At 67.8% G+C, this 25,530-nt stretch carries 25 protein-coding genes and 1 pseudogene; 6 read left to right on the top strand and 20 right to left on the bottom strand.

Annotated elements, in window-relative coordinates; all coding sequences use genetic code 11:
* Positions 1-60 precede the first annotated feature (60 nt).
* Positions 61-1,107 carry a polyphosphate kinase 2 gene (ppk2, locus tag ACX80L_RS03605; protein ID WP_459287707.1) on the top strand — a complete coding sequence of 349 codons (1,047 nt, stop codon included), beginning with the start codon at positions 61-63 and terminating at the stop codon, positions 1,105-1,107.
* A 4-nt stretch (positions 1,108-1,111) separates the two neighbouring features.
* Here ppk2 and ACX80L_RS03600 read toward each other — a convergent pair whose 3' ends face one another.
* From ACX80L_RS03600 to ACX80L_RS03580, 5 genes are all read right to left on the bottom strand, one after another.
* Positions 1,112-1,525: a DUF4190 domain-containing protein gene (locus ACX80L_RS03600; RefSeq protein ID WP_459267921.1), complete on the bottom strand. Its 414-nt coding sequence runs from the start codon at positions 1,523-1,525 to the stop codon at positions 1,112-1,114.
* Positions 1,526-1,665: 140 nt separating this feature from the next.
* Positions 1,666-3,147 (bottom strand): APC family permease, encoded by a 1,482-nt coding sequence (locus ACX80L_RS03595; RefSeq protein WP_459287705.1) that lies wholly within the window; start codon positions 3,145-3,147, stop codon positions 1,666-1,668.
* A gap of 141 nt (positions 3,148-3,288) precedes the next feature.
* Positions 3,289-4,749: an amino acid permease gene (locus tag ACX80L_RS03590; RefSeq protein WP_133081439.1), complete on the bottom strand. Its 1,461-nt coding sequence runs from the start codon at positions 4,747-4,749 to the stop codon at positions 3,289-3,291.
* A 95-nt stretch (positions 4,750-4,844) separates the two neighbouring features.
* A complete protein-coding gene (locus ACX80L_RS03585; protein ID WP_133081438.1) occupies positions 4,845-5,474 on the bottom strand; it encodes a TetR family transcriptional regulator in 630 nt (209 codons plus the stop codon).
* Positions 5,458-6,252: a phosphatase PAP2 family protein gene (locus ACX80L_RS03580; RefSeq protein WP_133081437.1), complete on the bottom strand. Its 795-nt coding sequence runs from the start codon at positions 6,250-6,252 to the stop codon at positions 5,458-5,460. Before ACX80L_RS03580 ends, ACX80L_RS03585 begins: the two co-directional genes overlap by 17 nt.
* Before the next feature lie 127 nt (positions 6,253-6,379).
* On the opposite strand from ACX80L_RS03580, the gene ACX80L_RS03575 reads away from it, so the two are divergent.
* Entirely contained in the window at positions 6,380-7,042 is a 663-nt protein-coding gene (locus ACX80L_RS03575; protein WP_133081436.1) for a pyridoxal 5'-phosphate synthase, read from the top strand.
* Positions 7,043-7,081: 39 nt separating this feature from the next.
* On the opposite strand, the gene ACX80L_RS03570 is transcribed toward ACX80L_RS03575, so the two are convergent.
* From ACX80L_RS03570 to ACX80L_RS03555, 4 genes are all read right to left on the bottom strand, one after another.
* Positions 7,082-8,104 (bottom strand): zinc-binding metallopeptidase family protein, encoded by a 1,023-nt coding sequence (locus ACX80L_RS03570; protein ID WP_459287702.1) that lies wholly within the window; start codon positions 8,102-8,104, stop codon positions 7,082-7,084.
* Positions 8,105-8,136: 32 nt separating this feature from the next.
* On the bottom strand, positions 8,137-8,913 hold the full coding sequence (locus ACX80L_RS03565) for a sulfite exporter TauE/SafE family protein (RefSeq protein ID WP_459287700.1): 777 nt from the start codon (positions 8,911-8,913) through the stop codon (positions 8,137-8,139).
* 128 nt (positions 8,914-9,041) lie between these two features.
* Complete coding sequence (locus ACX80L_RS03560) at positions 9,042-9,674, bottom strand: Rho termination factor N-terminal domain-containing protein (protein ID WP_459287698.1); 633 nt, start codon at positions 9,672-9,674, stop codon at positions 9,042-9,044.
* 125 nt (positions 9,675-9,799) lie between these two features.
* Positions 9,800-10,627 (bottom strand): aldo/keto reductase, encoded by an 828-nt coding sequence (locus ACX80L_RS03555; RefSeq protein ID WP_459287696.1) that lies wholly within the window; start codon positions 10,625-10,627, stop codon positions 9,800-9,802.
* Positions 10,628-10,920: 293 nt separating this feature from the next.
* On the opposite strand from ACX80L_RS03555, the gene ACX80L_RS03550 reads away from it, so the two are divergent.
* Positions 10,921-11,553, top strand: coding sequence for a GNAT family N-acetyltransferase (locus ACX80L_RS03550; RefSeq protein WP_459267929.1), 633 nt, complete (start codon positions 10,921-10,923; stop codon positions 11,551-11,553).
* Positions 11,554-11,724: 171 nt separating this feature from the next.
* Here ACX80L_RS03550 and ACX80L_RS03545 read toward each other — a convergent pair whose 3' ends face one another.
* Positions 11,725-12,726, bottom strand: coding sequence for an NADP-dependent oxidoreductase (locus ACX80L_RS03545; RefSeq protein ID WP_459287694.1), 1,002 nt, complete (start codon positions 12,724-12,726; stop codon positions 11,725-11,727).
* A 63-nt stretch (positions 12,727-12,789) separates the two neighbouring features.
* Positions 12,790-13,533, bottom strand: coding sequence for a maleylpyruvate isomerase family mycothiol-dependent enzyme (locus tag ACX80L_RS03540; protein WP_208739079.1), 744 nt, complete (start codon positions 13,531-13,533; stop codon positions 12,790-12,792).
* A 63-nt stretch (positions 13,534-13,596) separates the two neighbouring features.
* Here ACX80L_RS03540 and ACX80L_RS03535 point away from each other — a divergent pair, with 63 nt between their 5' ends.
* Both ACX80L_RS03535 and ACX80L_RS03530 read left to right on the top strand, forming a co-directional pair.
* Positions 13,597-14,139: an acyl-CoA thioesterase gene (locus ACX80L_RS03535; protein WP_459287692.1), complete on the top strand. Its 543-nt coding sequence runs from the start codon at positions 13,597-13,599 to the stop codon at positions 14,137-14,139.
* 63 nt (positions 14,140-14,202) lie between these two features.
* Positions 14,203-14,418: an AsnC family protein gene (locus ACX80L_RS03530; protein WP_459287690.1), complete on the top strand. Its 216-nt coding sequence runs from the start codon at positions 14,203-14,205 to the stop codon at positions 14,416-14,418.
* A 34-nt stretch (positions 14,419-14,452) separates the two neighbouring features.
* Here ACX80L_RS03530 and ACX80L_RS03525 read toward each other — a convergent pair whose 3' ends face one another.
* Both ACX80L_RS03525 and ACX80L_RS03520 read right to left on the bottom strand, forming a co-directional pair.
* On the bottom strand, positions 14,453-14,842 hold the full coding sequence (locus ACX80L_RS03525) for a VOC family protein (protein ID WP_459287688.1): 390 nt from the start codon (positions 14,840-14,842) through the stop codon (positions 14,453-14,455).
* A complete protein-coding gene (locus tag ACX80L_RS03520; protein WP_459287686.1) occupies positions 14,839-15,120 on the bottom strand; it encodes an ArsR/SmtB family transcription factor in 282 nt (93 codons plus the stop codon). Before ACX80L_RS03520 ends, ACX80L_RS03525 begins: the two co-directional genes overlap by 4 nt.
* A gap of 236 nt (positions 15,121-15,356) precedes the next feature.
* On the opposite strand from ACX80L_RS03520, the pseudogene ACX80L_RS03515 reads away from it, so the two are divergent.
* A pseudogene (locus ACX80L_RS03515) lies at positions 15,357-16,702 on the top strand (alanine/glycine:cation symporter family protein); the annotation flags it as partial.
* Positions 16,703-16,889: 187 nt separating this feature from the next.
* Here ACX80L_RS03515 and ACX80L_RS03510 read toward each other — a convergent pair.
* The 7 genes from ACX80L_RS03510 to ACX80L_RS03480 all read right to left on the bottom strand — a co-directional run bounded on the left by ACX80L_RS03510 (position 16,890) and on the right by ACX80L_RS03480 (position 25,518).
* Positions 16,890-18,029 (bottom strand): MFS transporter, encoded by a 1,140-nt coding sequence (locus tag ACX80L_RS03510; RefSeq protein WP_459287684.1) that lies wholly within the window; start codon positions 18,027-18,029, stop codon positions 16,890-16,892.
* Positions 18,030-18,096: 67 nt separating this feature from the next.
* Positions 18,097-18,993, bottom strand: a complete 897-nt coding sequence (locus tag ACX80L_RS03505) for a dihydrodipicolinate synthase family protein (protein ID WP_459267935.1) — start codon at positions 18,991-18,993, stop codon at positions 18,097-18,099.
* Between the two features lie 95 nt (positions 18,994-19,088).
* Positions 19,089-19,988 carry an EamA family transporter gene (locus tag ACX80L_RS03500; protein ID WP_459287682.1) on the bottom strand — a complete coding sequence of 300 codons (900 nt, stop codon included), beginning with the start codon at positions 19,986-19,988 and terminating at the stop codon, positions 19,089-19,091.
* Complete coding sequence (locus tag ACX80L_RS03495) at positions 19,985-20,764, bottom strand: phenylalanine--tRNA ligase beta subunit-related protein (RefSeq protein WP_133081423.1); 780 nt, start codon at positions 20,762-20,764, stop codon at positions 19,985-19,987. The genes ACX80L_RS03500 and ACX80L_RS03495 overlap by 4 nt, the downstream gene beginning before the upstream one ends.
* Positions 20,757-21,359: a helix-turn-helix domain-containing protein gene (locus ACX80L_RS03490; RefSeq protein WP_133081422.1), complete on the bottom strand. Its 603-nt coding sequence runs from the start codon at positions 21,357-21,359 to the stop codon at positions 20,757-20,759. The genes ACX80L_RS03495 and ACX80L_RS03490 overlap by 8 nt, the downstream gene beginning before the upstream one ends.
* 143 nt (positions 21,360-21,502) lie before the next feature.
* The gene (locus tag ACX80L_RS03485; protein ID WP_459287679.1) at positions 21,503-24,454 is read right to left on the bottom strand and encodes a GH32 C-terminal domain-containing protein; all 2,952 of its coding nucleotides are present in this window, start codon (positions 24,452-24,454) and stop codon (positions 21,503-21,505) included.
* A gap of 113 nt (positions 24,455-24,567) precedes the next feature.
* Positions 24,568-25,518 carry a PfkB family carbohydrate kinase gene (locus tag ACX80L_RS03480; RefSeq protein ID WP_133081420.1) on the bottom strand — a complete coding sequence of 317 codons (951 nt, stop codon included), beginning with the start codon at positions 25,516-25,518 and terminating at the stop codon, positions 24,568-24,570.
* Positions 25,519-25,530 lie beyond the last annotated feature (12 nt).

The raw sequence follows: 25,530 nt of genomic DNA, 5'->3' as shown, positions 1-25,530 counted from the left end.
TTCGTCCCGTCCCCAGGTCCGTCTGCGACGATGGACCGTCGACGGGCAGGAGAGAAGAGAATGACCGATGGACCAGGAACGGCGACCGGGGCTGCGAACGAGCCCGAGGACGAACACACGGACGAACCCACGGACGAACTGACCGACGAGCCGACCGATGCTCCCGCCGACCGCGCTGCGGTCTCCGCCGGGAGCGAGGGCGCCGACGAGCCGCCGCCCGTCCCCGTGCCGACTCCCGGCGGGAACGGCGACGGTGACGACCACGTGCTCCTGCCGCATCCGGACCTGCCCACCTGGCGCGAGGACTACCCGTACGACACCCGGATGACGGAGCGCGAGTACCAGAAGACCAAGCGGGCGCTGCAGATCGAACTGCTCAAGATGCAGGGGTGGGTCAGGGCGAACCGGGCCAAGGTCGCGATCCTGTTCGAAGGGCGCGACGCCGCCGGCAAGGGCGGCACGATCAAACGGTTCACGGAGAACCTCAATCCCCGCGGGGCGCGCGTGGTGGCGCTGGACAAGCCCAGCGAGAAGGAACAGACGCAGTGGTACTTCCAGCGCTATGTCTCCGTGCTGCCCTCGGGCGGCGAGATCGTCCTGTTCGACAGGTCCTGGTACAACCGCGCCGGTGTGGAGCGGGTCATGGGGTTCTGCACGCCGACCGAGTACCTCGAGTTCATGCGGCAGGCCCCGGAGGTGGAACGCATGCTCGTGCGCAGCGACACGTTCCTCATCAAGTTCTGGTTCTCCGTGTCCCGAGAGGAACAGCGGCGGCGTTTCGCCCAGCGCCACTCGGACCCGGTGCGCCGCTGGAAGCTGAGCCCCATGGACCTGCAGTCGCTCGACAAGTGGGACGACTACACCGAGGCGAAGGAGGCGATGTTCTTCTACACGAACACCGCGGACGCGCCGTGGACCGTCATCAAGAGCAACGACAAGAAGCGGGCGAGGATCGAGGCACTCCGCTACGTCCTGTCGGTCCTCGACTACGACGAGAAGGATGCCGACGTCGTCGGCACACCGGATCCCCTGATCGTGGGGACCGGGCCGAACTCGCACCTGGTCGAGGCCGGCGAGCAGTCCACCCGCCGCTTCCCGACGCTCTAGCGGCTCAGGTGCTGTAGCTGGAGGTGGCCGCGAATCCGGCGAACATGAGGACCACCAGGAGGATCCCGAACAGGATGGCGAGGCCGTAGAGCACGACGTTGATCCAGCCGAGCACCTTCCCCGCCGTCGCGGGCACGCCGAGGCGCTCGGCCTTCCTCGCCTGCCAGATGGCCAGCGGCCCCAGGACGATCCCGGCCACGAACAGGCCCACGATGCCGAGGATCAGGGAGAGCTGCGCCGCCTTCTCGCCCTCGATCGACTGGTAGGAGGACTGGTACGGTCCCGGCTGGTAGCCCCCCTGGTACGGCTGGGTGGGCGGGTAGGGAGCGCCGCCCTGGCTGCCGTACGCACCGCCGTCGTACGGGCTCGAATGGCGGCCTGAGTAGGGGAGCTCGCTGGGGTAGGGGTCCTGGGACATGGCGGGTTCCTCTGCTCTGCTGGTGCGCGGGTGCCCCGGAGCTGTTGCTGCCGGGGCACCATCATCTCGCGTCCGGCCCGCCGGCGCATACCCCGCACCGCCGGGTTCCCGGGATCGGGCCCGGGCCCGGACCCCTGCTGCTAGGCGTCCACGCGCTGCACCGACCGCAGGCGGGAGTGGCGGTTGCCGTAGGCGAAGTAGATGACGAAGCCGACCACGAGCCAGCCGGCGAAGAACAGCCAGGTGATGGTGGCCAGGTTGAACATGAGGTACAGGCACAGGGCGGCCGAGGCGATCGGGATGACCTTGCCGAACGGGACCCGGAACGCGGGCCGGAGGTCGGGGCGCTTCCGGCGCAGCACGATGATCCCCAGGCTGACCGTGATGAAGGCGGACAGCGTGCCGATGTTGATCATCTCCGCCAGCACCTCCACCTGCGTGAACCCGGCGAGCAGGGCGACGACGACGCCGCACAGGATCTGAGTGCGTGCCGGCGTCGCGTGCTTGTCGGAGGTGCGGCTGAGCCCGCGCGGCAGGAGGCCGTCGCGGCTGAGCGCGAAGATCACGCGGGCGAGTCCCATGAGCAGCACCATGATCACGGTGGTCAGGCCGATCAGGCTGCCGAGCGAGATGATGCCCGCGGCCCAGTCGGCGCCCACGAGCTGGAAGGCGGTGGCGAGCGACGGCGCACCCGAGGCGCCGAGCTCCTTGTAGGAGACCATGCCGGTGACCACGAGGGTCACCAGGATGTAGAGGACGCTGACCACCGCGAGGCCCGCGAAGATGCCGCGCGGCAGCGTGCGGCTGGGGTTCTTCACTTCCTCCGCCGATGTGGCGACGACGTCGAACCCGATGAAGGCGAAGAAGACGAGGGCGGCACCCGAGATGATCCCCGTGAAGCCGAAGGCCGCCGGGGAGGCGCCGCTCAGGAAGGAGAGGAAGGGCTGGTTCGCCCAGTCGGCACCGGTCTCGGCGGCAGGTTCGGAGGCGGGCACGAACGGCGCGTAGTTCTCGGGGCTGACGTAGAAGAAGCCGACGACGATCACGAACAGCACGATGCCGATCTTGATGACGGTGAACACGCTGTTGACCCGGGCGGAGAGCTTGGTCCCATAGATGAGCACGGCCGTGAAGATCGCCACGATCAGCAGCGGTCCCCAGGTGAGGTCGAGCCCCAGGACGCTGATCTCCGCGGGGATGTCGAGGTCGAGGACGCTGAAGAGATCCGAGAGGTAGACCCCCCAGAACTTGGCGATCACGGCCGCTGCCATGAGCAGTTCGAGGATCAGGTTCCAGCCGATGATCCAGGCCAGCAGCTCGCCCATCGTCGCGTAAGTGAAGACGTAGGCGCTGCCCGCGACGGGCAGCGCCGTCGCGAACTCGGCGTAGCACATGATCGCGAGGGCGCACGTGATCGCCGCCAGCACGAAGGAGATGGTCACGGCCGGACCGGCGTTGAACGCCGCCGCCTGCGCACCCACCGAGAAGATGCCGGCGCCGACGGCGACCGCGACGCCCATGATCATGAGGTCCCAGGTGTTGAGGGACCGCTTGAGGCCGTGTCCCTTTTCGTCGGAGTCCCTGATCGACTGCTCGATGGACTTGGTCCGGAAGAGGTCCATGGGTGTGCTGATCCTTCATCTGTTCGGGGTGGAGGCCGGCCGCGGGAACGCGACAGGCCCTTGTCGAGGATAGGAAACGAACGGGCCCGCCGCATCTTCGTGACGATGCGGCGGGCCCGTTCCCTCCGGTGCCGGAAGAGGCTATGCGTCGCGCTTGAGGAGGGCGTGGCGGGGACTGTCCGGGTTCATGAGCGAATGCTTCCTGCCGTAGAGGAAGTAGAGGGCCAGCCCGATCAGGAGCCACACGCCGAAGCGCAGCCAGGTCTCCCAGTGGAGCTGCAGGATCAGGAACAGCGACGCGAGGACGCCGAAGGCGGGCACGATCGGCATCAGCGGCAACCGGAAGGTGCGGGGTACCTCGGGGCGCGTGCGGCGCAGCACGATCACGGCGATGCACACCACGATGAACGCGGCGAGGATGCCGATGTTGGTGAGGTCGGCGACGGCGCGGATGGGGAAGACCCCGGCGAGGAGCGCCGCGGCGATGCCGGCGATCCAGGTGACGCGCTGCGGCGTGCCGTTCCGGTCCGTCGTCGAGAACCAGGCGGGGAGGAGGCCGTCGCGGCTCATCGAGAACCACACGCGGGTGACGCCGAGCAGGAACGTGAGCATGACGGTGAGGATGGAGATCACGGCGAAGGCCGAGATGATCGTCGCGACGACCGGCAGGCCCACGGACTGGAAGGCGGAGGCGAAGCCCGCCGTCGGGCTGATGTCCGTGTAGTTCTGCATGCCGGTGAGGACGAGGGTCGCGAGGACGTACAGCACCATCGCGATCAGGAGCGACAGCAGGATGGCCTTCGGCATGTGCTTCTTGCCGTCGGTGGCCTCCTCCGCCGCGGTGCTCATGGCGTCGTACCCGAAGACCGCGAAGAAGACGGTGGCGGCCCCGGTGAAGACGGCGCCGAAGCCGGAGGGAAGGAACGGAGAGTAGTTGTCGGCGTTCACGTAGAAGAAGCCGAGGCCCACGATGCCGAGGATGAGCAGGATCTTGAGCCCGACGGCGATGAGCTCGAACCGGCCGAACGTCTTGGTGCCGCGGCTCAGGATGAAGGTGATGAGCAGGCACACCACGATCGCGGGCACGTTGACCACGCCACCCTCGATGGTGTCCGGCGTCCCCTGCATCCAGGTGGGCACGGTGACCCCGATCCCGGACATGAACTCGGTGAAGTAGCCGGAGATGCCGATGGCGACCACGGCCACGATCGCGATGTACTCGAGCAGGAGATCCCACCCGATGAACCAGCCGATGATCTCACCGAGGGCGACGTACCCGTAGGTGTAGGCGGAACCGGCCCTGGGGATCATGCCGGCGAATTCGGCGTAGGACAGCGCGGCCGCCGCACTGGCCAGCCCTGCGACCAGGAAGGAGATCAGGACGGCCGGCCCCACCGGCGCGCCGTCCTCGCCACCGTTGGCGACGAGCCCTGCCAGCGTGAAGATGCCCACACCGATGATGCCGCCGACGCCGATGGCCGTCAGCTGCCACAGGCCGAGGCTCTTGAAGAGGCCGGTGCGGCCCGTCTCGTCCTCGACGTTGTCGATGGGTTTACGCCGCAGGATCGACTGCGTGCCCTGTACGCCTGAGCTGTTCGACATCATCGTCCGTTCCTAGGAGGGGTGGCATTTCCGCACCAGCCAAGTATGGGGCGGGCGACCCATCAGCGGAAGTGGGCGTACCTGAACGGAAAGGTTCATTCCTCCTTACGTGTTCTTTCCGGCGGCGGGTGGAGTCCGTCGAGGACGAGGTCGAGGTACCGCTCGACGCCGCTAGCTGCTGCGGGCCGGCCTGCCGCCTCGGGGGTGAGGGAGGCGAGCATGCGGATCAGGACCAGCAGGTCCTGTCCCGTGACGTCCTGTCGGGCGCCGCCGTCGTCCCGGAGCCGTCGGGCCAGCTCCGCCGCGACGGGTGCGATGCGCTCGCGGAGCATCGCGAGGCCGGCGGACACGAAGACGGAGTCCTGCAGCAGTTCCCGCAGGCCCCGGTCCTCGAGCTGCATGCGTGCGGTGGATCCGATGAACAGCCGTGCTGCGGCCCAGGGCTCGGCCGTGGCGAGGGCATCCGCGCCGACCGAGGCGACGTCGGCCACACGCTGTTCGAGGATCGCCTCGATGAGCGTCCGGCGGTCCGGGAAGCGGCGGTAGACCGTGCCCACTCCCACTCCGGCCTCCCGGGCGATGTCCTCGAATGCGCATTCGGTCCCGTGCTCGGCGAACATCCGTCGCGCCGCCGCGAGGACCACTTCGCGGTTGCGTTGCGCGTCCCGCCGAAGGGGCCGGACGACGGCGGAAACCGCCTCGGGTGGTTCAGGCGGGTGTGCCACGCGCCGCCGCCCGGTGTAGCCGGAACGTGAGGAGGAGCCGGTGCGCGGTGATGACGACGGCGAGCCAGGCGATGCCGAGGGTCCATGCCACGAGGACGTCGGTGAGCCAGTGATGGCCGAGGAATACGCGGCTGAGTCCCATGGTCGCGGCGAACACGACGGCGAGGCTGATGGTCAGTGCCCTGGTGCGCTTGCGGTGCTGCCGCAGGACGAGCAGGTAGGCCACGATGCCCGCGATGACCAGGGCGTTCAGCGAGTGGCCACTGGGGAACGACGGCGAGGTCTCGTAGGGTGGGACGGCGAGTTCGATCGGCGGGCGCAGGCGTCCGATCGCGTCCTTGCCGGCGACGGTCATCAGCAGCGAGCCGAAGGCCGCGGCCGGTAGCAGGATCACCGGCGTCCAGGACCTGCGGCGCACGGCGAGCAGCACCAGGATCGCGACCGCCAGAAGGGGCATGCCGATGGGGCCGCCGATGTGCGTGTAGCCCGTGATGACGGCGTTGAGCCAGTCCTGCCGCAGCGACACGGCGAGGTCGAGGGCGGGTTGGTCGAGAGCTGCGACGCCGTCGGCCTCCACCACCGACTCGTACACCTCGGCCGATGCCGCGGTGAGGGCCGCGGCGACACCGCCCCCGATCGCGATGATGAGCAGCAGGGCCGCATGCGGTCCCAGCCACCGGGCGAGGGGCCGGACGCACCGCACGAGCAGGCGGCCGACCGGGGTCGTCCATCGCGTGAGATCGCGGGGTCCTACGTACTGGTCCTGGTGGGAGGGCATCCCCCGACTCTATGCCGGTCGTGCCGTGCCCGGCATTCCCCGTGGCTTCCGCCGTCGGCACTGGCGGTCCTGCCCCCGGCCTGCTGTGTTCCTGCGCTTGCGGGCGCCGTGCAACTAGGCTGGCGCCATGACCGACCCCGGAAGGATCCGCGACGTAGTCCGCGGCGTACCCGTGTTCCCCGACGTGATGCCGCCCTTCGACCCCTCGGCGGCGCCCCCCTCGCCCGTGGACCTCTTCGTGGAGTGGCTGGAGCGCGCGGTGCAGGACGGCATCGCCGCGCCGCACGCGGTCACCCTGTCGACGGTGGGCGAGGACGGCACCCCGGATGCCCGCGTCGTGATCGTGAAGGACGTGACGGCTGCCGGCTGGCAGGTCGCATCCAGCAGCGACAGCCCCAAGGGTCGGCAGCTGGCGGCGCATCCCGCTGCGGCGCTGACCTTCTTCTGGCCGGCCGCCGGGCGGCAGGTGAGGATCCGCGGTTCCGTCTCCGTCGGCAGCACGGACGAGAACGACGCCGACTTCCAGCGCCGCCACCCGGTGGCGCGTGCGCTCGTCCTGGCGGGGAGCCAGAGCGCGGTGATGGGCGGCCGCGAGGACCTGGACGCGGCGGTGGAGGACCAGGTGCGGAAGATCGACGCCGCCGGCGGCCTGGCCTCGACCACCTGGACCGTCTACACGGTCGCCCCCGACGCCGTCGAGTTCTGGCAGGCCGACCAGGAGCGCAGGCATACGCGGCTGCTCTACACCCGCTTCGGGGAGGGCTGGCGCAGGACCATGCTCTGGCCGTAGTCCGTCTCCGGACGACGGCCGCCCCCGGCACGACTGCGTCTATGCGGGGACCGTCCCCGATCCGACCGGGGTCCCTCCGACCCGCACGCGGAGCTTGTGCACGAAGTCGAGCTTGTCGACGACGGAGGGCGGTAGGACGAACGGGTACAGGTCATTGGCGCCCATGCTGCGGTTGACCTGGTTGAGGGCCACGGCGAGCGGGATCCAGGTCTCACGGACCACCGTCCCGAAGTCCTCGGTCGTGTCCGGGCCCGAGGCGAGCCCATGGTTGCGGGCCGTGTCCACCGTGTCGCAGATGTGCAGGTAGTGGGCGAACGTCTCGGCGAAGTCCTCGTACGGGTGCATGGTCGCGTACATGGAGATGTGGTCGTTCTCCCAGCCCTCGGGTGCGCCTTCGTCGTAGTGGCGCTTGATGGCGTCCTGGTAGCTCGCGCGGTCGTCACCGAACAGGTCGCGCGCCCTCCCCGTCAGCTCGGCATCCGAGAAGACGAGCGTGCCCTCGAAGTAGTGTCCGGTCTCGTGCCGGAAGTGCCCGAGCATGGTGCGGTAGGGCTCCTCGAGCCTGGCCCGCATCTTCTCGCGGTGGGAGTCGACGGTCTCCGCGAGGTCGATGGTGATCAGGCCGTTCTGGTGTCCGATGACCACCTTCTCCTCGACGCTCGAGAGCAGGTCGAAGGCGAGGCCGCGGTCCGGGTCCTCGGTCCGGTCCCGGATCGGCAGGCCGAGCCCGTCGAGCTCGTAGATGAGGTGGCGCTTGGACCGCTCGGCGTCGAGGAACTGCGCCAGTCCGGTGGTGTCGTGGTCGTCGGGGCGCGTCCGCGTGAGGTTGCAGCTGAAGCATTCGTCGCCCTCCTCCCGCACCAGCCAGGTGCACCCCGACAGCTTCAGGTTGACGCAGCGACGGAGTACCTGGCCCTCGAGGTCGCGGTAGGCGCCGTCGTCGTCGAGCGGTGCGATGACCCGCTCGCCGCGGTGGAAGCCGAGCTGCGTGCCGCAGGCGAGGCAGCGGGAGTTCTCGAAGAAGAGGGGCGCCGAGCAGACGGCACAGGCGAAACGTTGCATGGAGGGTCCTGGGATTCGTGGGCGGTGGCGTGTCAGCCGAAGAAGACGATGCGGATCAGGGCGGCGGTCCCGAGAACGAGGATGGTCGCCCGCAGCGCGAGCGGGGAGAGCCTGCGGCCCACGCGGGCGCCGAGGAAGCCGCCGAGGGTGGCGCCGACGGCGATGAGGAGCACCAGCGACCAGTTGATCGACTCCCAGGCGAAGGCCATGAACGTCACGGCGGCCACGCTGTTGACGGCGGTGGTCAGGACGTTCTTGATGGCGTTGATGCGCTGCAGGCTCTCAATGGTCACCATGCTCATCAGGCCGACGATCAGGATGCCCTGCGCCGCACCGAAATAGCCCCCGTACAGGCCGAGGACACCGATCCCCGCGAGGAGGAGCAGGGAACGACGGCGGGACGGCGCCGCGTCCGGCGCACTCTCGGCGGCCTTGGCCGCGGCGGCGCGCTGCACCCGGGGGGCCAGCGCCACCATGACCAGTCCGATGATGATGAGGGCGGGCACGATCGCCTGGAAGGCCTGTGCCGGCAGGACGAGCAGCAGGAGCGCCCCGCCGAGCCCGCCGAGGACGGAGAGGGGCAGGAGTCGCAGGAGCAGGCGCTTGTTCGCGGCGATCTCGCGGCGGTAGCCCCACGATCCGGACAGGCCGCCGCCCACCAGGCCGATGTTGTTGGAGATGTTCGCGACGATCGGAGGGTAGCCGAAGAGCAGGAGGGTGGGAAAGGTGACCAGGGTGCCGGAGCCGACGACGACGTTGATCATGCCGGCCCAGAAGCCGGCGGCCAGGATCACGGCGATCTCGAGCAAGCGGGGTCCTCTCGGTGGTGGGAGGTGTCCGCCGATTCAGGGCATCGAAATGCGCGGCGGGAAGGGCACCAGGCCAAGGATATGCCTGGTCACCCTTCCCTGCGGACCGGCCCGGCCCGGATGGTGCGTCAGGCGTCCTCGCGGTCGGGACTCTCGAGGATGAAGAAGTTCGACTGCTTCCCGTCCTTGCGCTGCTCCTGGTAGATGAAGTTCAGCCGGCGCTCGTCGAATGTCCGGAACCACTCCTCCCAGCTCACGTGGCGCAGCTTGTCGGTGTCCTCGTTGAAATCGAAGCGGAGGACGCCGAGGTGGTCACCGTGTTCCGTCCCGTCGACGGTCGCCGGACGGGCGTCCCGCGCCTCGGCCCACTGCTTGATGACCTCGTGGTGTGTCGTCGCCAGGCTGCGGCCCTCCCGCTCGGGGTCCTCGTCGGGCGAGGTGATCTCCTGCGAGTACTTCAGCGATTTCGAGGTCTCGGATCCCGTGCGGATCCGGCCGCCGTCCGGGCCGGCACCCACCTCCGCGGAGGTGTCCTCCTCCTCGGAACGGGACCGGTCGCCGCCGGCTCCGGACGGGCCGTCCGTGGAATCCTGCCGGGCCGAGGCCACCGCATCGACGAGTTCGTCCTTCCGCATCCAGGAGGTGCCCGGCAGTCCCTCCTCCTTGGCCTCCTTGCGGAGCTCGTCCACCGTCATCCCGCGTAGTTCGGTCTCACTGACCTCGGGGGTGTTCGGGGTCTGATTTCCGGGTTGGTCCGCCATGCTGATCTTCCTTCCGGTCGATGCTCCCGCGCAGATCGGCAGGTCCGGTCGGCACGAAGAACTAAGCGTGCTTATTACTTTCCCGGCGACCGGGGCCGGTGTCAAGGAGAACGGGCGACCCCGGCTCAGTGGCCGAAGGTGTCCGAATCGACGATTTCGGCCTCGCCGGTGTCGAGCCTGTAGATGCGGGCCAATTCCTCTCCCGACAGTTCGAAGTCGAAGACGGCGAGATTCTGCGCGAGCCGTTCCGGGTTGGACGATTTCGGGATGGCGACCATGCCCTGCTGGACGTGCCAGCGCAGCACCACCTGTGCGGGGGTCCTGCCGTGCGCCTCCGCGATCGCGACGACGCCGGCGTCGTCCAGCAGTCCGCTGCCCGGGCCGAGCGGGCTCCAGGACTCGGTCACGATGCCGTGCTCGTTGTGGAACGCGCGTTCCTCGATGCGGGGCCGCTGGGGGTCGAGCTGGATCTGGTTCACGTCGGGCACGATCCCGGCGTCGAGAACCTGCTGCAGGTGTGCCGGCTTGTAGTTGGACGTCCCGACGGCCCGTACGAGTCCCTGCTCCATCAGCGCCGCGATGCCCTGCACTGCCTCGACATGGCGACCCTGGTCGGGGTTCGGCCAGTGGACGAGCAGCAGGTCCACGTAGTCGAGGCCCAGCAGTGCGGTGCTCGCCTCGAACGCCCGTCGGACGCCGTCCTTGCTGTGGTGCTCGCGGTTGAACTTGGTGGTGATGAACAGCTCGTCGCGGGCGACGCCCGAGCGGCGGATGCCCTCACCCACGCCCTTCTCGTTGCGGTAGTTCTCCGCCGTGTCGATGAGCCGGTATCCGGTGTCGATCGCGAGGCTGACGGTCTCCGCCGCCTCGTCGTCGTTGAGCGGCCAGGTGCCGAGTCCGAGGAGGGGGAGGTGCGCGCCGCCGCGCAGCTGGACGGTGGGGGCGAGTGCCATGGTGGAGCTCCTGCTCGAGGGGTGGTGTCGGTCCCAGCCTCCACCGACGGCCTCGGCGTCGTCAACACGCGGTCCCCGACCTCGGAGGGCAGGGGAATGATTTCGTTTCGGTCTCGAACGGATCAAGGTAGGCCGGAGGAATCCTCAAGATCGGTTCAAGGCCGGCCGTGCGGCGGCGACCTGTTCCGGGGAGAAGTAGTAAGGGTACTTAATTTCACATCCCGAAAGAATGGGCCTATAGTCTCTGGCAGGGCCTAGCAGCGGGCCATCGAACCACCATCGTGGAGCTGATCATGGAAACTTCCCTTTTTGTCGATCCCCATCCGCAGTCCGTCCAGGCTGCCGAGCCGGAGCAGTCCGCGTGGGGTGCGTTCCCGAGGATTTCCCCCAGTCCGACTCCCCGGGTCGAGGAGTCGGAGTTTCCCGACGATCTCACGGTCGTGTCCACCCGGCAGCTGCGGGTCCTGTGCAACCAGGCCTACCGCCTGCTCGACCGCGATTTCCCGCCCATGGAAGCCCTGCACCGGTACGAGCTGCTGGTCGAGGAGATCGAGCGGCGGGAGGTGCAGGCCGAGGCCCGCACCGCCCCGGTCAGGGCGCGCAGCGGCTTCCGTGACAACGCGCTGTTCTCGCGGTTCGAGCTCTTCAGCGACGGGACCATGGTGGGCCACGTGAAGTACGAGATGAAGGGCTCACACGCGGTGCTGATCCAGGCCGTCGTCGACCCGCGTTTCGACGCCGTCGACGTGGAGCCGGCACTCGTCCGGGAGGTCCTGCTGAACGCGCACAAGCGGCGCATCGCCGTCGTCCCCTACTGCCCGCGGGTCCGCGCGTTCCTCACCGAGTTCCCCCAGTACCGGGCGCTGCTGCCCGCGGACCAGCGCCGCAGGCTCGAAGCGAGCCTGCGGGACGGCGGCACCGCCTAGCCCGCACGCTGCCGGCTCGACCGGCGGGAAGCGGCCGTGGGCTGCGACGGGTACCGCGCGGATGGGCGGAGCAGGACGCGCTCCACCATCGCGCCGACCGAGCCGGCAGTCACCTGGTCCGTCCCATCGTCGTCGCCGTCCCGCCGTCCGAGCGCTGCGAGGCCCGTGCTGTCAGACGCGGACGAGCATCTTGCCGGTGTTGGCGCCGTTCATCATGTCGAGAAAAGCCCGCACGGAGTTCCCGATGCCGTCCACCACGGTCTCGTCGAAGACCACGCTGCCGTCCGACAGCCATCCGGTCATCTGCTGGACGAACTCGGCCTGCAGGTCCTGGTGCCGGCCGACGATGAAGCCCTCGAGCTTGAGGGACCGCGTGACGAGGTTCGCCATGTTGTCCGGTCCCGGCGTCCGCTGCGTGGCGTTGTACTGCGAGATCGCGCCGCACAGCGCGGCGCGCCCACCGGTGTTCAGGCGGTCAAGCGCCGCCTCGAGGTGGTCGCCGCCGACGTTGTCGAAGTACACGTCGATGCCGTCGGGTGTGACCTGGCGCAGCTGCTGCCGCACCGGCGCGTCCTTGTAGTTGAATGCCTCGTCATATCCGTACCGGCTCTTGAGCAGGGCCACTTTCTCGGCGGACCCCGCCGAGCCGATGACGCGCGATGCGCCGAGCTTCCGTGCCACCTGCCCTGCGATCGAGCCGACGGCGCCGGCCGCTCCGGAGATGAAGACGACGTCGCCCTCCCCGAGCCCTGCGACGCGCTTGAGTCCGGCGTAGGCGGTGAGACCCGTCATGCCGGCCGCACCGAGGAAGACCGATAGGGGCAGGTCCGTCTCCGGCAGGGGCGAGAAGTGCGCCGCGGGGCCCTGTGCGAGGTCGCGCCAGCCGTAGCTGTGGAGCACGGCGGTGCCCACGGGCATCGCGTCGGAGGCGGATTCGACCACCCTGCCCACCGCGCCACCGGTCATCGTCTCGCCGAGTCCGAAGGGCGGGACATAGGACCGGGAGTCGTTCATGCGCCCGCGCATGTAGGGATCGACGGACACGTAGTCGTTGCGGACCCGTACCTCACCCGCACCGAGTGCGGGCAGTTCCGCCGTCACGGTGGCGAAGTCCTCCTCGGTGGGACTGCCGACCGGGCGCCGGACGAGCTGGATCTGTGTGCTGATGGCCATGGTGCTCCTTGTGCTGGTTGCTTCCTGCAGGCGACAAGCAATTATCCGGAGGAATTATTCCGGTTACAGGGCGGCGGCCAGTCGGGCCCGCAGTTCGGCCGCGGGTCCCTCGATGGCTGCGGGTCCTGGCCCGGGTGCACGTCCCCACAGCCAGAGGAGGAGCGGTTCCGCCGTACTCCGGAGGGTCGCCTGGCCGTCCGCGGCGATGTCACGCTCGACGACGGCCCGCCGCCGGTCGAGTCGGATGTCCCAGGAGTGGCCCCCCGCCTCGAGTCGTACCACCGCCCCCGAGGCCGACGGATCGGGGTGTCCGCGCCCCAGCATCACCGTCAGGACCTCGTCGATGCCGTCCAGTACCAGCTTGGCGTCCAGGGGCGTGGTGCCGCCCGCGACCGTGTCCTCGAGGTCGAAGCGGTGGATCGCGGTCTCATGGGTGAGGCGCCGGATCCAGAATCCGACCGTCTGGTCCTCCGGGACCCAGGTCTCGACGCGGTCGCCGGGCTCATGCGCATCGAACTGCTCGATCAGGCTGGCGTAGCAGTGGGCGAGGAGTGCCTGCGGAGGGAAGCTCCCCACACTGACGGGTGGCCAGCCGTGGCTCGGCCTCACGCCCGTCCGGATCGTCTCCGCCTTCTGCAGGAAGACGATCGCGGTGTGGCGTACCAGATCCTCACCGGTCCAGCCCGGGCAGGCCGGCACCGGGCGGTCGAGCGCGGGCCCGACGAGGTTCGAGAGGGTGCGGTACTCCTGGTCCAGCAGTTCCCTGTACCGGCCGAACGGAAGGGCGTGCGGTGAGGGCTGCTCCATCCACCGAGTCTAGGGGGGAGCGACTGGAGGTCGCCCATGTTACTGGTGAGTAATATTGCTGCCATGCACCTGATCTTCCGCACGATGCTGCAACTGCTCCTGTCGCGCAGGCGGCCTGCCCTCGGCATCTGGGATTCCAGCAGCGTGACCCTGCGCGTCCTTCCGACGGACATCGACATCGCGATGCACATGAACAACGGCATGTACTTCTCCGTCTTCGACCTCGGGCGCTTCGATCTCATGGTGCGCAGCGGCGTGTGGGCGCAGATGCGCCGCAGGAGGTGGAGTCCGGTTGCCGCCGGCGAGACCATCAGCTTCCGTAAGTCCCTCCAGCTCGGCCAGCTCTACGCGATCGAGACGCGCATCATCGGACTCGATGAGCGAGCCATCTACTTCGAGCAGCGGGCAGTGGCCGACGGCGAGATCTACGCCCGGGCCTTCATCGCCACACGCCTGGTCTCCGGGTCCGGGCCGGTGAGCAACGAGGAGATCGTCACCGCATTCGGTGCGCCGCCCGAGGGCCTGGTGCTGCCCGAGTGGATCCACGAATGGCGGCTCAACAACGCGCTCCCGAGCACCCGCAGGCCTGCGCCGCATTCCTGGTAGCGCCCGGCGCTGCAGATCGGAGAGCTCTTGCGGTGACCTCCCTGCGTCAACTAATGTTGACGCATGGAGGTGGAGCGGATGAAGACACTCGTTGGCTCGATGGATGGGAAAGGGCCGGTAGAATCCCTGCAGGCGATCGCCGAACTGCACCGCGAGGTGGGCCGGGCCGAGGCCGGGCTCGTGCGTGGTGCACGTCAGGCCGGCTTGTCCTGGGAGGCGATCGCGCAGTGCCTCGGGGTGAGCAAGCAGGCCGTGCACCGGAAGTACGGGAAGCAGTAGCGGCGCACGTGCCTCGCCCTTCCTGGCTGCCGTGTCAGCCGGTGGGTTGTGCGAGCTGCAGCAGGTTGCCGACGGTGTCGTCGAGGACTGCCACGATAACAGGGCCCATCATGGTCGGCGGCTGCGTGAAGGTGACACCGAGGGCCGTCAGCCTGTCGTACTCGGCGTGCACGTCCGCGACCCCGAGGACGCAGAACGGGATGCCGTCGGCGGCCAGCGCGTCGGCGAAAGGCCCTGCGGCAGGGTGGCCTTTGGGCTCGAGGGAGATCTGCGTGCCGTCGGGGCGATCGGGATCGATCACGGTGAGCCAGCGGTGCTCGCCCATGGGGATGTCCGCGGACACGGCGAAGCCGAGGTGCTGGGTGTAGAAGTCGAGGGCCCGCTGCTGGTCGTCGACGAAGATGCTGACTGCTTCGAGTTTCATGATTCTGCCTTCCGGGGCGGCCAGCGGTCGAGGATCCCGGCCAGTGGCGAGGTGTCGATGGCGTGGAACCGGTAACGACCACTGCGTTCGGAGTGCACGAGCCCGGCCGCCTCCAGGATGTCGAGGTGTTGTGCCACCGCCTGGCGTGACGGGGTGATGCCGTGGTTCATGGCGAGCTTCGAACACAGCTCGAAGAGGGTCTGCTTCTCCCGGCCCAGGAGTTCATCCAGGAGCGCCCGCCGCGTCTCGTCGGCCAGCGCCCGGTAGATATCCGTCACGCGATCATAATAGGTAAGTTCGCGGTTACCTGTAAAGGGGCTCGTCGTCGGGACAGGTGCGGGCTGTGCGCGGGCGGCCGGCCACCTGCCGGGGTGAGGAGGGGAATCGGTTTCCTCCGCCTCGTCGCACTCACGGACGTCACGATCGGAATATTTTCCGGTTCAGGACCGATTGTCATTGCGCTCCCGCTTCAGGCAGGGTTTCGTTGACGGATGACATTCGACGCAGCGTTCCCCAGTTCCGCGGCCTGAAGGTCGGCTACGAAGTGGTTCGCGGACGCTACTCCTCCAAGGACGATCCGGGCGAGGTCCCGCACTTCCAGGCGCTCACCTCGGCACTCTCCGGAACCGTCGGCCTCGGCAATATCGCAGGTGTCGGCGCAGCGATGGCCCTCGGCGGCCCGGGAGCCACGTTCTGGATGATCTGCGCGGGGCTGATCGGCATGGCTACGAAGTTCGCCGAGTGCACGCTCGGCGTGAAGTACCGGGAGGTCCACGAGGACGGCAGCGTCAGCGGTGGTCCCTTCAAGTACCTGCCCATCGCGTTCCGGAAGCTGGGCCGCATCCCGGCGAAGATCCTGACCGGCGTCTTCGCCGTCGCCATCCTCATCTTCGGTCTGGCAGGCGGCAACATGTTCCAGGCCAACCAGACCTTCGCCCAGGTGCAGAACGTCACCGGTGGCGAGGACGGGTTCCTCGGGAGCGCCGGTGCCGCCCTCATCTTCGGTGTCGTGCTCGCGTTCTTCGTGGCGATCGTCATCCTCGGCGGCATCAAGTCGATCGGCGCCACGACGTCCCGGCTCGTCCCGGCCATGGGTGGCATCTACGTCCTGGCCTGCCTCTTCGTCATCATCGTGAACATCGAGCAGGTGCCCGCTGCGTTCGGTGCCATCATCGGCGGCGCATTCAACCCGCAGGGCATCGCGGGCGGCATCCTCGGCGTCCTGATCGTCGGCTTCCAGCGTGCGTCCTTCTCCAACGAGGCCGGCGTCGGCTCGGCAGCCATCGCCCACTCCGCGGTCAAGACCCGCCGTCCGGTCAGCGAGGGCTTCGTGGCCCTCTACGAGCCGCTCGTGGACACCGTGCTGATCTGCACCATGACCGCCCTCGCGATCGTGATCGCCGGTGCCCCGAGCCTGCAGGCGGGCATCGATCAGGTCCAGGGTGGCGGGGACACGCCCGATGGCGTCATCCTCACGTCGGACGCATTCGCGACGGTCCTGCCATGGTTCCCCATCGTCCTGGCCGTCGCCGTCGTCCTGTTCGCCTACTCGACTCTCATCACGTGGTCTACTACGGACTCAAGGCCTGGGAGTACCTCTTCGGTCGTGGCAAGGTGGCGGAGCTGACCTACAAGGTCATCTTCCTGTTCTTCACGGTGGCCGGGTGCGTGCTGACCTTCAGCCAGGTCATCAGCTTCGCCGACGCCGCGCTGTTCGTCTGCGCCTTCGTGAACCTGCTCGGCGTGTACTTCCTGCTCCCCGTCATCAAGCGGGAGATGCGCGACTACCTGGCCGATCGCCGAAGCGGGAAGCTACTCCTCCTCGGCATCGAGAAGGACGAACTGCGGGCCGAGAAGTAGCTGGTCTCCACCCGCCCGGTCCTGGGGCGGATGGACCACCTGCTCGGTGCTGGCGATGGCTGATCGGCTACACGGATGTGCCGATGGGTCGTCCTCCGGCAGGGGTGGAGGGAGCTCCCGCCGGTGCCTTCCTCGAGTGTGATCAAGACTGCTCGTGCCGCGACGGTGCGGGGACGAACCAACCGGATCATCGGGGGAGTGCCCGCGTTCGTCCTCGTGTGCTGAACCCGGCGGCCAGGAGGGTGAGCGCTGCCGCCAGGACGAGCGGTGCCCAGCCGGCGGAACCTGTGATCGTACCGGCGGCGGCCGTGCCGGCGGATCCTGCCGCGATCTTGAGGGCGCCGACCCAGACAAAAACCTGCCCGCGTGCCGCGCGGGGCGCATATTCGCTGCGCGCGGCGAGTGTCGCCGCGAAGAACAGCGCGTTGGCGATCCCGGCCAGACCGAAAGCGAGAAGTGACGTCGGGAGGTCCTGCCCGAGAGCGACGAGTACCAAGGTGACGGCGACGAGGACGGACAGCAGGGTCATCAGCCGGTCGGCGTCCCCGCGCAGCGGTCGGAGCATCAGGCCTATTGATCCGAGCAGGTTTCCCACGCCGTATCCGGCGACCAGTGCACCGGCCGTGGATGCGCCGCCCATCCCCGGGGCGATCGCGACAGCGTGGATCGGAAGTGCTGCGACCGAGAAAGCGACGGTGGCGGTCAGGCCCAGGGTGCGCCGGAGCGGACCGTATCGCACGATACCCGCCAGGGTCCGTAGAGGTGAGGGGACATCGACCGCCGGGTCCGGCGGGGTCTGCCGGGGAAGCGCCAACACTGCTCCTGCGCCGAGGACGGCTGCTGCGGCGAGGACCAGGGTTGCCGTCAGGGGGTGCGATGCCGCCGCGATCCACGCCACTGCGGCCGGTCCGAGTGTGCCGCTGAAACCATAGGTCGCCACATCCCAGCTTTGCGCCCTGCGCTGGGCGTGCTGGTCAGCCCCGGCGATGGACGGCAGGCGGCTACTGATGCCACCGGTGAGCATCGGCCCGAACATCCCGGAGACGAGGAGCAGGACAGCGGGCCAGAGTGCCCAGGTGACCGGCATGAGCAGCGCAGCGGCGCCCAGCAGTACGCCGTGGAGGACCGCGGACACCGCGATCACCGCACGCCCGTCACGGGCGGCGTCCAGGCGGCGGGCAATGAAAGGTCCGAGGAGGTGAGGCGCGGTGATCGAAGCCCCGAGGAGCCCCGCGATCCAGCCGGGCATCCCGAGATCATGCGCCAGGAGCACGATGGCGACGACGGCGCCGCCGTCGGCGCTGCGCACCAGCGTCGCGGCGACCACGTACCGAATCAGCGCACGGTGTCGTCGGCCTGTCCCGCGCGGTACCCGGCGTGGCACTTCTGGGTGTCTACTCGTCGAGGCCGAGCTCATCGATGACCTCGGTGACCCGGTGACGCTGCTCCTTGGTCAGGCCCTGAAGAGGCAACGGCAGGCTTGCGGCGGGCGCTAGCCCGAGCTGCTCAGCGATAGCGGCGACGACCCTGATGCTTCCCCCGCACTCGGCGAACAGATCCCACAAGGGCGTGAGCCGCCGGGATTCGGTGGCGGCATCGGACATCCGGCCCTCCTGGGCTGCCCGGGTGATCGTCCGGGCGATGACCGGCAGGGTCCCGCCGATGACCGAGTACCAGGCGTCGCATCCGGCGGCCAGGCCGGCAGCTGCGCCGGCGTCTCCGGACACGCCGATGCTCACGTGATCGGGGATGACGGCTCTGATGCTCCTGACCCGTTCCCGTGCATGCTCGGGGTCCGCGGGTACCGCGGGGATCTTGATCGATGCGATGCCAGGCAGTGCGGCGATCCTCCCGTAGAGCTCCGGGGTGAACGTGAAATGAGTGGTTCCCGGGTTGTCGTACACGATCACGGGCAGTGACGAGTGTGTGGTGACGGCCCGGAAGAGCTCGAACACGTCATCGGGGGTGAGCGGCTGGTAGGTCATCGGCGCCAGCAGCAGGCCGGCTGCGCCGGCGTTCTCCGCGTTGGTTGCGTTGGCCAGGACATGGGAGGTCCGCAGGGCTCCGATACCGACGAAGACCGGGGTGCCAGCAGCGTGCGCGACGGCGAGTTGGGCGACACGGCGCCGTTCATCGGTATCGAGGTACGCGTACGAGCCGGTTGATCCCAGTGCCGTGATCGAGTCGACCCGAGCTGCCGCAAGGCGTTCGACCAGGCGGATGAAGGATTCTTCGTGCACGGCGTCGTGGTGAATGGGTGTGAGGGGGAAGGCGCTGAGCCCGGTGAACATGGGTGGACTCCCAGGGGGTGGGGGGTGGGGGGTGGGGAAGTGAGGGACAGCGTGATGATGTACCGGACGCAGGGCAGGTCCTGTGCCGGAGGTGCCTAGCGCGTGGGGCCGAGCTCGGGCGTGCTGCGTGCTGGTTCGGCGTCCGGGGTTCGGCGGCCGCCGCGTTGGGCTGCGGCACCGGCAAGGACCACCAGGAGGATCCCGGCGAGCTGGATGGGGGAGGGTTGCTGGTGAAGGACGATCAGGCCGAGGAGGAGTCCCATCGCGGGTTCCAGCGACATGAGCGTTCCGAAGGCGGTGGCTGTCATGCGTCGGAGGGCCAGCATCTCCAGCGCGAAGGGCAGTACCGGCAGCAGGACGGCCAGGCCCGCAGCTGCTGCGAGGACGCCGAAGTCCAGGTGACCGACTGCCTGTGGGACCCCGATGACCGCAGCTGTCAGGGCGGCGACGGGGATGGTCAGGGACAGGGCGGATATGCCCGTGAACCGGTCGCCGATCCGCTGGGTGAGGATGATGTAGATACCCCATCCGATCGCGGCCAGTGCCGCGTACAGGACACCGATCAGGTTCACCTCGCCGTGCCAGGGCTCGGTGAGGAGGGCGACGCCGCACAGGGCGAGTCCTGGCCAGACCAGAGCGCGGGCCGAGTGGGTCCGCAGGGCGGCGACGGTGAGTGGACCGAGGAACTCGATCGCGACTGCGGTGCCCAGCGGAATGTATTCGAGTGCGGACAGGAACCCGACGGTCACCAGCCCGGTCGTCACCCCGAGCCCGAGGAGCACGGGCACGTCGGGGCGGCGCACCCTGGACAGGGGCGGTCGCGCGATGATCAGGAAGATCACCGCGCCCATGCTCAGCCGGAGCCAGGCCGTACCTGCCGCGCCGACCTGTCCGATGAGATCCACGGACAGCGCGGACCCGAGCTGCACCGACACCATCGCGGTGACCGCCAGCCCCCACGGCGGGACGGACACTCCTGCCCGTGAACCGATCATGATCGACCGTTCTCGCTGGGCAGGCCGTGTGCGCTGCTAGTGCCGGGTGCGCCGGACGTGTCGGCGGTGATCAGGCGGCGGACGATCGAGATCTCGGGTCCAAGCCGCTTCAGGTGATCGGACAGGTCATCCGCAGCAGTGATCAGGGCCTCATCGGTCAGAGGCGCCAGCGCATCCAGGATGAACAGGGCCGATGTTGTGGAGTCCGTGAGCTGGGTTCGCCGTCCCTGCCGCCAGTTCCAGCGGCGGCACGTCACGCCGGCGTCATCGCTCCACACAACCTCTCCGGGCTCGGGATGCTCGATGACCGTCTCGCCGTTGCTGGCGGTGTCGAAGATCTCGTTCCCGGTCGCGCGGATGAGGGCGGCGGAACCCTGGTACCGGGTGAGGTCCTCGCCGCCGAGGGGGATCCGGTGCAGCACCGAGACCGCGTTGTAGATGTCCGTCAGGCGGTTCACGCGCGGCAGGCCCGAAGGCGTGCGCCGCAGGAGCGCCTCGAGGCTGTTTCGGGTGCGGTTCGGCTTGGCGCCGAAGCCCTGGTATGCCTCCCGCCATGATGCGACCTGAGGGAGGTCCGTGACCTGTCGCTCCGCCAGCCAGGTGCCTGCAACCGCTTCTGCACGGCGCAGCAACGCCTCGCTCCCGGCGTCACCGGGGCCGGGAACCAGCCCGTCGACGGCGATCAGCAGTGCCCGATAGTCGGGGCGCAGCGCGGACACCGCCGTATCGACGCGGGCCGCGTCGAGGAATTCCTGAAGCCGCCGTCGCTCAGTCATGGGTGCCGTCCTTCTGGGTCAACCCGACACCGGGCTCGAAGACGGCCAGCGTGAAGCGTGTCGGGGTCCCGCCGTGGTTCACATAGCTGTGGTCCACATCGCCGGCGAAGGTCAATGCGTCACCCTCGCCCAGGGCGACGGGCTCGCCGGCCACGGTGACCGTGAGCGATCCCTGCTGGACCTGCAGGACTTCCATCGTTCCTGCCGCGTGGGCCTCGCTGGTGTGCTGTTCCTGCGCTTCGAGCGTCCAGTCCCACAGCTCGAGGACATCCGGTGAGCGGGTGCCCGCAACCAGGACCCCGGAGCCACCGAGGTCACCCGTCCATAAAGCAGCCCCTTCGCCGCTCCGGGTGACCAGCACAGGAGCGCTGTTGGGAGGTGCCACCAACTCCGGCAGCCCCACACCCAGGGCATCGCTGATCTTCAGCAGTGTCCCCACACTCGCATTGGTCGCACCCTGTTCGATGTTGACGATCATTCGGCGGCTCACGCCCGTCGCTTCCGCCAGTTGATCAAGGGTCAGCCGTCGGTTCAGGCGCTCATCCTTCACGCGCTCGCCAATCGCCTTCGCAAGCAGTGCAGTATCGATCGTCATGAGTGCATCATACTGCACTTGAAGTGCACTCTTCTAGGGGGGAAGCATTGAGAGACTGTCACCAAGATTCGACCATCGCACAGGGACTGTCACAGGGAGAGCCGGTAGTCCTGCAGTGAGGACCACCGGCTCTCGACTCGTGGCTACTTCTTCGGCTTCTGCACGACGACGGTCTGCTTGGTCGTCTCGGTTGCTCCCTTGCTGTTCTCGAGCACCCCGGTGTACACGTACTTGCCCGGGGCTCTGTTGGTGATGTCCGCTGCCGCGCTCTGGGCTTGCGGGGTGTTCCAGGCGAGTTTCCGGGTGTGGATCTGCTCACCGTTCTCGTACAGGGTGAAGTTGCTGCCGTTCTCCCCGGCTTCGAGGTTCATGTTCACGGTGTAGTTGCCGTCGTGGGGTCCTTTGTCCTTACCGTGGTCGACGGAGAGCTTAGCCATGCCCGGTGCCGTCGTGGCTTTGTCCTCAGGCTTCGGCGGTACAGCTCCATGCCACATGGCGGGTGTGAGCGGTGTGACGGTCAGGCTCTCCAGTGTTGCGAATCCTCCTTGGGAGAACAGGCCGATCTGGTTGGCGCCGGCGTTCGGGAAGACCTGGTCGGTGACGGTTGTCAGTCCGTCGTCGGCGAAGACTTCGACGGATGCGCGGTCGACGTAGATGCGCATGGCGACCCGCCCGTCCTTCAATGGCACGGGGGCGTCCTCGATGGAGGAGAACGCGGGGTGGAAGCCCTCATTTCCGGAGTTGGTCCGGTCGACGAAGAGCCTGCTGGTCTCGGCGTTGTAGCCGATTTTCGTGGCTTCGGTGCCGTCCCCGAGGACGCTGAGTCCGAAGGACTCGGCGTCGCCCGGGCTGAAGACGGCGTCGACCTGGACGACGTCGCCTGTCACGGGAAGTGTTTCTGTCCCCTCCGCGATCTTTCGGGGGCCCGTGGTGTAGGCGGCGTCGTCTTCGCGGAGGATGTCGATCTGGTCGACGACTTTCTGCACGAGGCGGGGGCCGTCTGCGGTTTCGGTCAGGCTCACTTCGCGGGGGAGTGCCATGGAGCTCCGCCAGGTGCTGGTGGGGATGTCGTTGGCGTAGTCCCAGTTGCTCATCCAGCCGAGCATGATCCTCTTGTTGTCGGGGACGTTGCTGAAGGAGACGGCTGCGTAGTAGTCCTTGCCCCAGTCGAGCCAGTCGTAGTTCTCAAGGCGGCTCGTGGCCGGTTCGTCGGAGAACATGAACTCGTCGGCGAGGATGTGGCCCCAGCCTCCGCGGTTGTTGTCGACGACCTTGATGCTGGCTTCCCGTCCCTCGAACTCGCTGACGTTCCAGCTCGTCCAGTCGAGGGTTTCGCTGTTGTTGCCGGTCGCGGTGCGGACGACTTCTCCGTCCACGACGAGGTTGACGGAGGTCTCGTCACTGCGGATTTGGGCGGGTTCGTCGCCGAGTACGACGTGGTCGAAGGTGAGGTGGCCCCATCCTCCGGAGGCGTTGTCCACGATCCTCAGGGTGGCCTGCTTGCCCAGGTAGGCGCTGACATCCCAGTTCTCCCAGTTGAGTGATCCGGAGTTCTTTCCGGTGGCGGTGTGGACGACTTGCCCATCGATGACCAGTTCGGCCTGCAGGGTTCCGTCGGTGCGTCGTCCGCCGCCGACGAGGAAGCTCAGGTTCGAGTTGTCGATGGTGAACTCGGGCGACGTGAGTGTCCCGACGTTGTTGTCGCCGTTGGGGCCGGCTTCGAAGGTGTTGATGCGGCCGGTGCCGATGGAGTTCTCGCCGCCGGCCGTGGATGGGTTGCGGGCTGCTTCGAAGTCGCCGTCGATGGACCATCCCTGGTCGGTCAGGGTGCCTTGGGCGTATTCGAAGCCGTTGAAGAGAAGGGTGCCGGGTGCTGGATCGTTCTCGAGCTGGCCGCCGGGTACGTGGGGGTGGTTGCCGCCGCCGACGAGGAAGTTGATGTGGTCCTGGCTGCCGACGGTGAAGGTGGGGGACTCGATGGTCCCGACGGGCCAGTCGCCGTCGTTGAATCCGTTGATCAGCCCTGCCCCGCTGTATCCGGAGACGGTCAGCTGTCCTGGGAGTGCCCCCGGGGCCGGGGTGTCGGACCAGGGGCCGTTCTTCCAGTTGCCGGGTTCGTTGTCGGCGGTCCAGCCGTTGTACGTTCCGTCGTCGAAGCCGGCGAAGGTCGTCCCGTCGGGGATGGAGTCCACCGGTTCGGTGGTGTCGGAGGTGAAGGTGGTGCCGTCGAAGTCGCCCACGAAGTACTGTCCGCCGCTTCCTCCTGCGACAGCTCCCGGGTTGAGATTGACGACCATCACCCATTTGATGTTGTCGGGGTCGCCATCCACCGCAATGGGGAAGAGGTCGGGGCATTCCCAGATACCTGCTGTGGAGTTCGCGGGTCCGAAATCGCTGAGGTGGGTCCAGTCCTTGAGGTTGTCGCTCTTGTAGAGGACGACCTTGTGGTCGGCGGCCTCGACCGTCGTCATCACCCAGTACGACCCGGCGGGACCGTCGTAGCGGAACACCTTGGGATCCCGGAAGTTCGCGGAGTTCCGATCCAGGACCGGATTTCCCTCGTACTTCGTCCAGGTCTGGCCCTCATCAGTGCTGTAGGCGAGGGACTGGGCCTGGCGACCGGCCAGGGTCGGGTGCGCACCCGTGTAGGCACTGGTGTAGACGGCAACGAGTGGCGGATCCTCTGCCGTGCCGAACCCGGATGAATTGGTCTCGTCGACCACGATCGAGCCCGAGAAGATGTCTTCGATCGCGACGCCCTCGGTGTTGACGGTCTGGGGGATGGCCAGGGGCTGCTCTTCCCACTGCAGGAGATCCGTGGAGGTGGCGTGTCCCCAGCTCATGTTTCCCCAGGTCGTACCGAAGGGATTGTGCTGGAAGAACAGGTGGTATTCGCCCTTGTAGTACACCATCCCGTTGGGATCGTTCATCCAGTTCTTCTCGGGACTGAAGTGGATGAACGGGCGGTACTGCTGGGTTGCGGGATCGACAGGTGCTTCTTCGGCCAGGGCTGGGGCACTGGCGGCAAGGAGCGAGGCCGCCAGAGCGGCAATCACTCCAGCAGTAAGGGTCTGGCTGCGGGTTCCGGACTTCATGGTCTAGGTACGCCCTTCATTGCGCGTGTCAGCTGGACTGACAACGTTGTCAATTTGTGATCGTGATGCTACGCACTGTCCGGCGGACAATTCAAGAGCGTTTGTCTTCCGCTTCAGCTGCCCGCAGTTGCAGGGGTCGCAGGCACCGGAGCACCGCGGCTTCCGTATGCCTCCGGGCGTTGCAGCAGGGCGCCGTCTGTGCGGCAGGTGGCGGCCGCGATGAGCATTGCTTCAGCCAGCGCGGTGTCCATTGCTGCGGATGTCTCGGGCATCCCGTGTCGGGCGAGAGTCGAAAGGACCGAGGACAGGGTTGCGTCACCGGCGCCCATGGTGTCGACGATGCGTCCAGGAAGATCTGCCACGGGTTGATGGACCTCAGGATGCAGGGCGTGCAGGATCGACGCTCCCTCGGGCCCCGCGGTGGCGAGGACGGTCGGCGCTCCGGCATCGAGGAGGCGCCGGCTGAAAGTATGGAGGTCCTCGTCGGCGAGAAGCCTGGCGTCGTCGTCGCCGACTTTGCTGAGAAGGCTCCGTGTCGCTACAGCTGTGAAGTTGGCCAGGAACAGGTCCCTGTCGGCCAGCATCCCTGATCGGGGATTGGGGTCGACCACGAGGCGGCGCTCCGGCTGCTCGATCAGTGCGGTGAGGGCGTCGACCTCTCTCTGGTTGTCGAAGGGGAAGCAGCTGACGGCGACGAGTGTCGCCCGTTCCACTGCTGCCCTGTGAACGCCCTGATACACGAGGGTTCGATGCTGGGCGGCCTGGTTGAAGACGTACCGGGGTTCGCCGTTCGTGCGGTGGGATACGGCGCGCGCGGTGCCATGGGGTGCGGGTGTTGCCAGAAGCTCCACGTCGTGATGGTCGAGGAAGTCCTTGATGCGTCGGCCGTCGGCGTCGTCACCGACCATGGCGACGAGGGTCGCGGGGACGCCGAGCAGGGTCAGTCCGACAGCTACGTTCAGTGCTGCCCCGCCGGGAAAGGATTGGGATCCGGATGGTTCGCGCAGTTCGTCGATGAGGGCGTCGCCGATCACGACGACGCTGCGGGTGGTCTGGGCTGTCATTGTGGTTCTTTC

This window comes from Arthrobacter sp. MDT1-48-3, assembly GCF_054511015.1.
The sequence above is the reverse complement of the archived record's forward strand: the minus strand, read 5'-3'. Positions and strand labels throughout refer to the sequence as shown.

Excerpts from the sequence above, each read along its gene's own strand:
- ppk2 (WP_459287707.1), top strand. The coding sequence starts at position 61 with ATGACCGATGGACCAGGAACGGCGACCGGGGCTGCGAACGAGCCCGAG.
- ACX80L_RS03600 (WP_459267921.1), bottom strand. The coding sequence starts at position 1,525 with ATGTCCCAGGACCCCTACCCCAGCGAGCTCCCCTACTCAGGCCGCCAT.
- ACX80L_RS03595 (WP_459287705.1), bottom strand. The coding sequence starts at position 3,147 with ATGGACCTCTTCCGGACCAAGTCCATCGAGCAGTCGATCAGGGACTCC.
- ACX80L_RS03590 (WP_133081439.1), bottom strand. The coding sequence starts at position 4,749 with ATGTCGAACAGCTCAGGCGTACAGGGCACGCAGTCGATCCTGCGGCGT.
- ACX80L_RS03580 (WP_133081437.1), bottom strand. The coding sequence starts at position 6,252 with ATGCCCTCCCACCAGGACCAGTACGTAGGACCCCGCGATCTCACGCGA.
- ACX80L_RS03575 (WP_133081436.1), top strand. The coding sequence starts at position 6,380 with ATGACCGACCCCGGAAGGATCCGCGACGTAGTCCGCGGCGTACCCGTG.
- ACX80L_RS03570 (WP_459287702.1), bottom strand. The coding sequence starts at position 8,104 with ATGCAACGTTTCGCCTGTGCCGTCTGCTCGGCGCCCCTCTTCTTCGAG.
- ACX80L_RS03560 (WP_459287698.1), bottom strand. The coding sequence starts at position 9,674 with ATGGCGGACCAACCCGGAAATCAGACCCCGAACACCCCCGAGGTCAGT.
- ACX80L_RS03555 (WP_459287696.1), bottom strand. The coding sequence starts at position 10,627 with ATGGCACTCGCCCCCACCGTCCAGCTGCGCGGCGGCGCGCACCTCCCC.
- ACX80L_RS03550 (WP_459267929.1), top strand. The coding sequence starts at position 10,921 with ATGGAAACTTCCCTTTTTGTCGATCCCCATCCGCAGTCCGTCCAGGCT.
- ACX80L_RS03545 (WP_459287694.1), bottom strand. The coding sequence starts at position 12,726 with ATGGCCATCAGCACACAGATCCAGCTCGTCCGGCGCCCGGTCGGCAGT.
- ACX80L_RS03540 (WP_208739079.1), bottom strand. The coding sequence starts at position 13,533 with ATGGAGCAGCCCTCACCGCACGCCCTTCCGTTCGGCCGGTACAGGGAA.
- ACX80L_RS03535 (WP_459287692.1), top strand. The coding sequence starts at position 13,597 with ATGCACCTGATCTTCCGCACGATGCTGCAACTGCTCCTGTCGCGCAGG.
- ACX80L_RS03530 (WP_459287690.1), top strand. The coding sequence starts at position 14,203 with ATGGAGGTGGAGCGGATGAAGACACTCGTTGGCTCGATGGATGGGAAA.
- ACX80L_RS03525 (WP_459287688.1), bottom strand. The coding sequence starts at position 14,842 with ATGAAACTCGAAGCAGTCAGCATCTTCGTCGACGACCAGCAGCGGGCC.
- ACX80L_RS03505 (WP_459267935.1), bottom strand. The coding sequence starts at position 18,993 with ATGTTCACCGGGCTCAGCGCCTTCCCCCTCACACCCATTCACCACGAC.
- ACX80L_RS03500 (WP_459287682.1), bottom strand. The coding sequence starts at position 19,988 with ATGATCGGTTCACGGGCAGGAGTGTCCGTCCCGCCGTGGGGGCTGGCG.
- ACX80L_RS03495 (WP_133081423.1), bottom strand. The coding sequence starts at position 20,764 with ATGACTGAGCGACGGCGGCTTCAGGAATTCCTCGACGCGGCCCGCGTC.
- ACX80L_RS03490 (WP_133081422.1), bottom strand. The coding sequence starts at position 21,359 with ATGACGATCGATACTGCACTGCTTGCGAAGGCGATTGGCGAGCGCGTG.
- ACX80L_RS03485 (WP_459287679.1), bottom strand. The coding sequence starts at position 24,454 with ATGAAGTCCGGAACCCGCAGCCAGACCCTTACTGCTGGAGTGATTGCC.
- ACX80L_RS03480 (WP_133081420.1), bottom strand. The coding sequence starts at position 25,518 with ATGACAGCCCAGACCACCCGCAGCGTCGTCGTGATCGGCGACGCCCTC.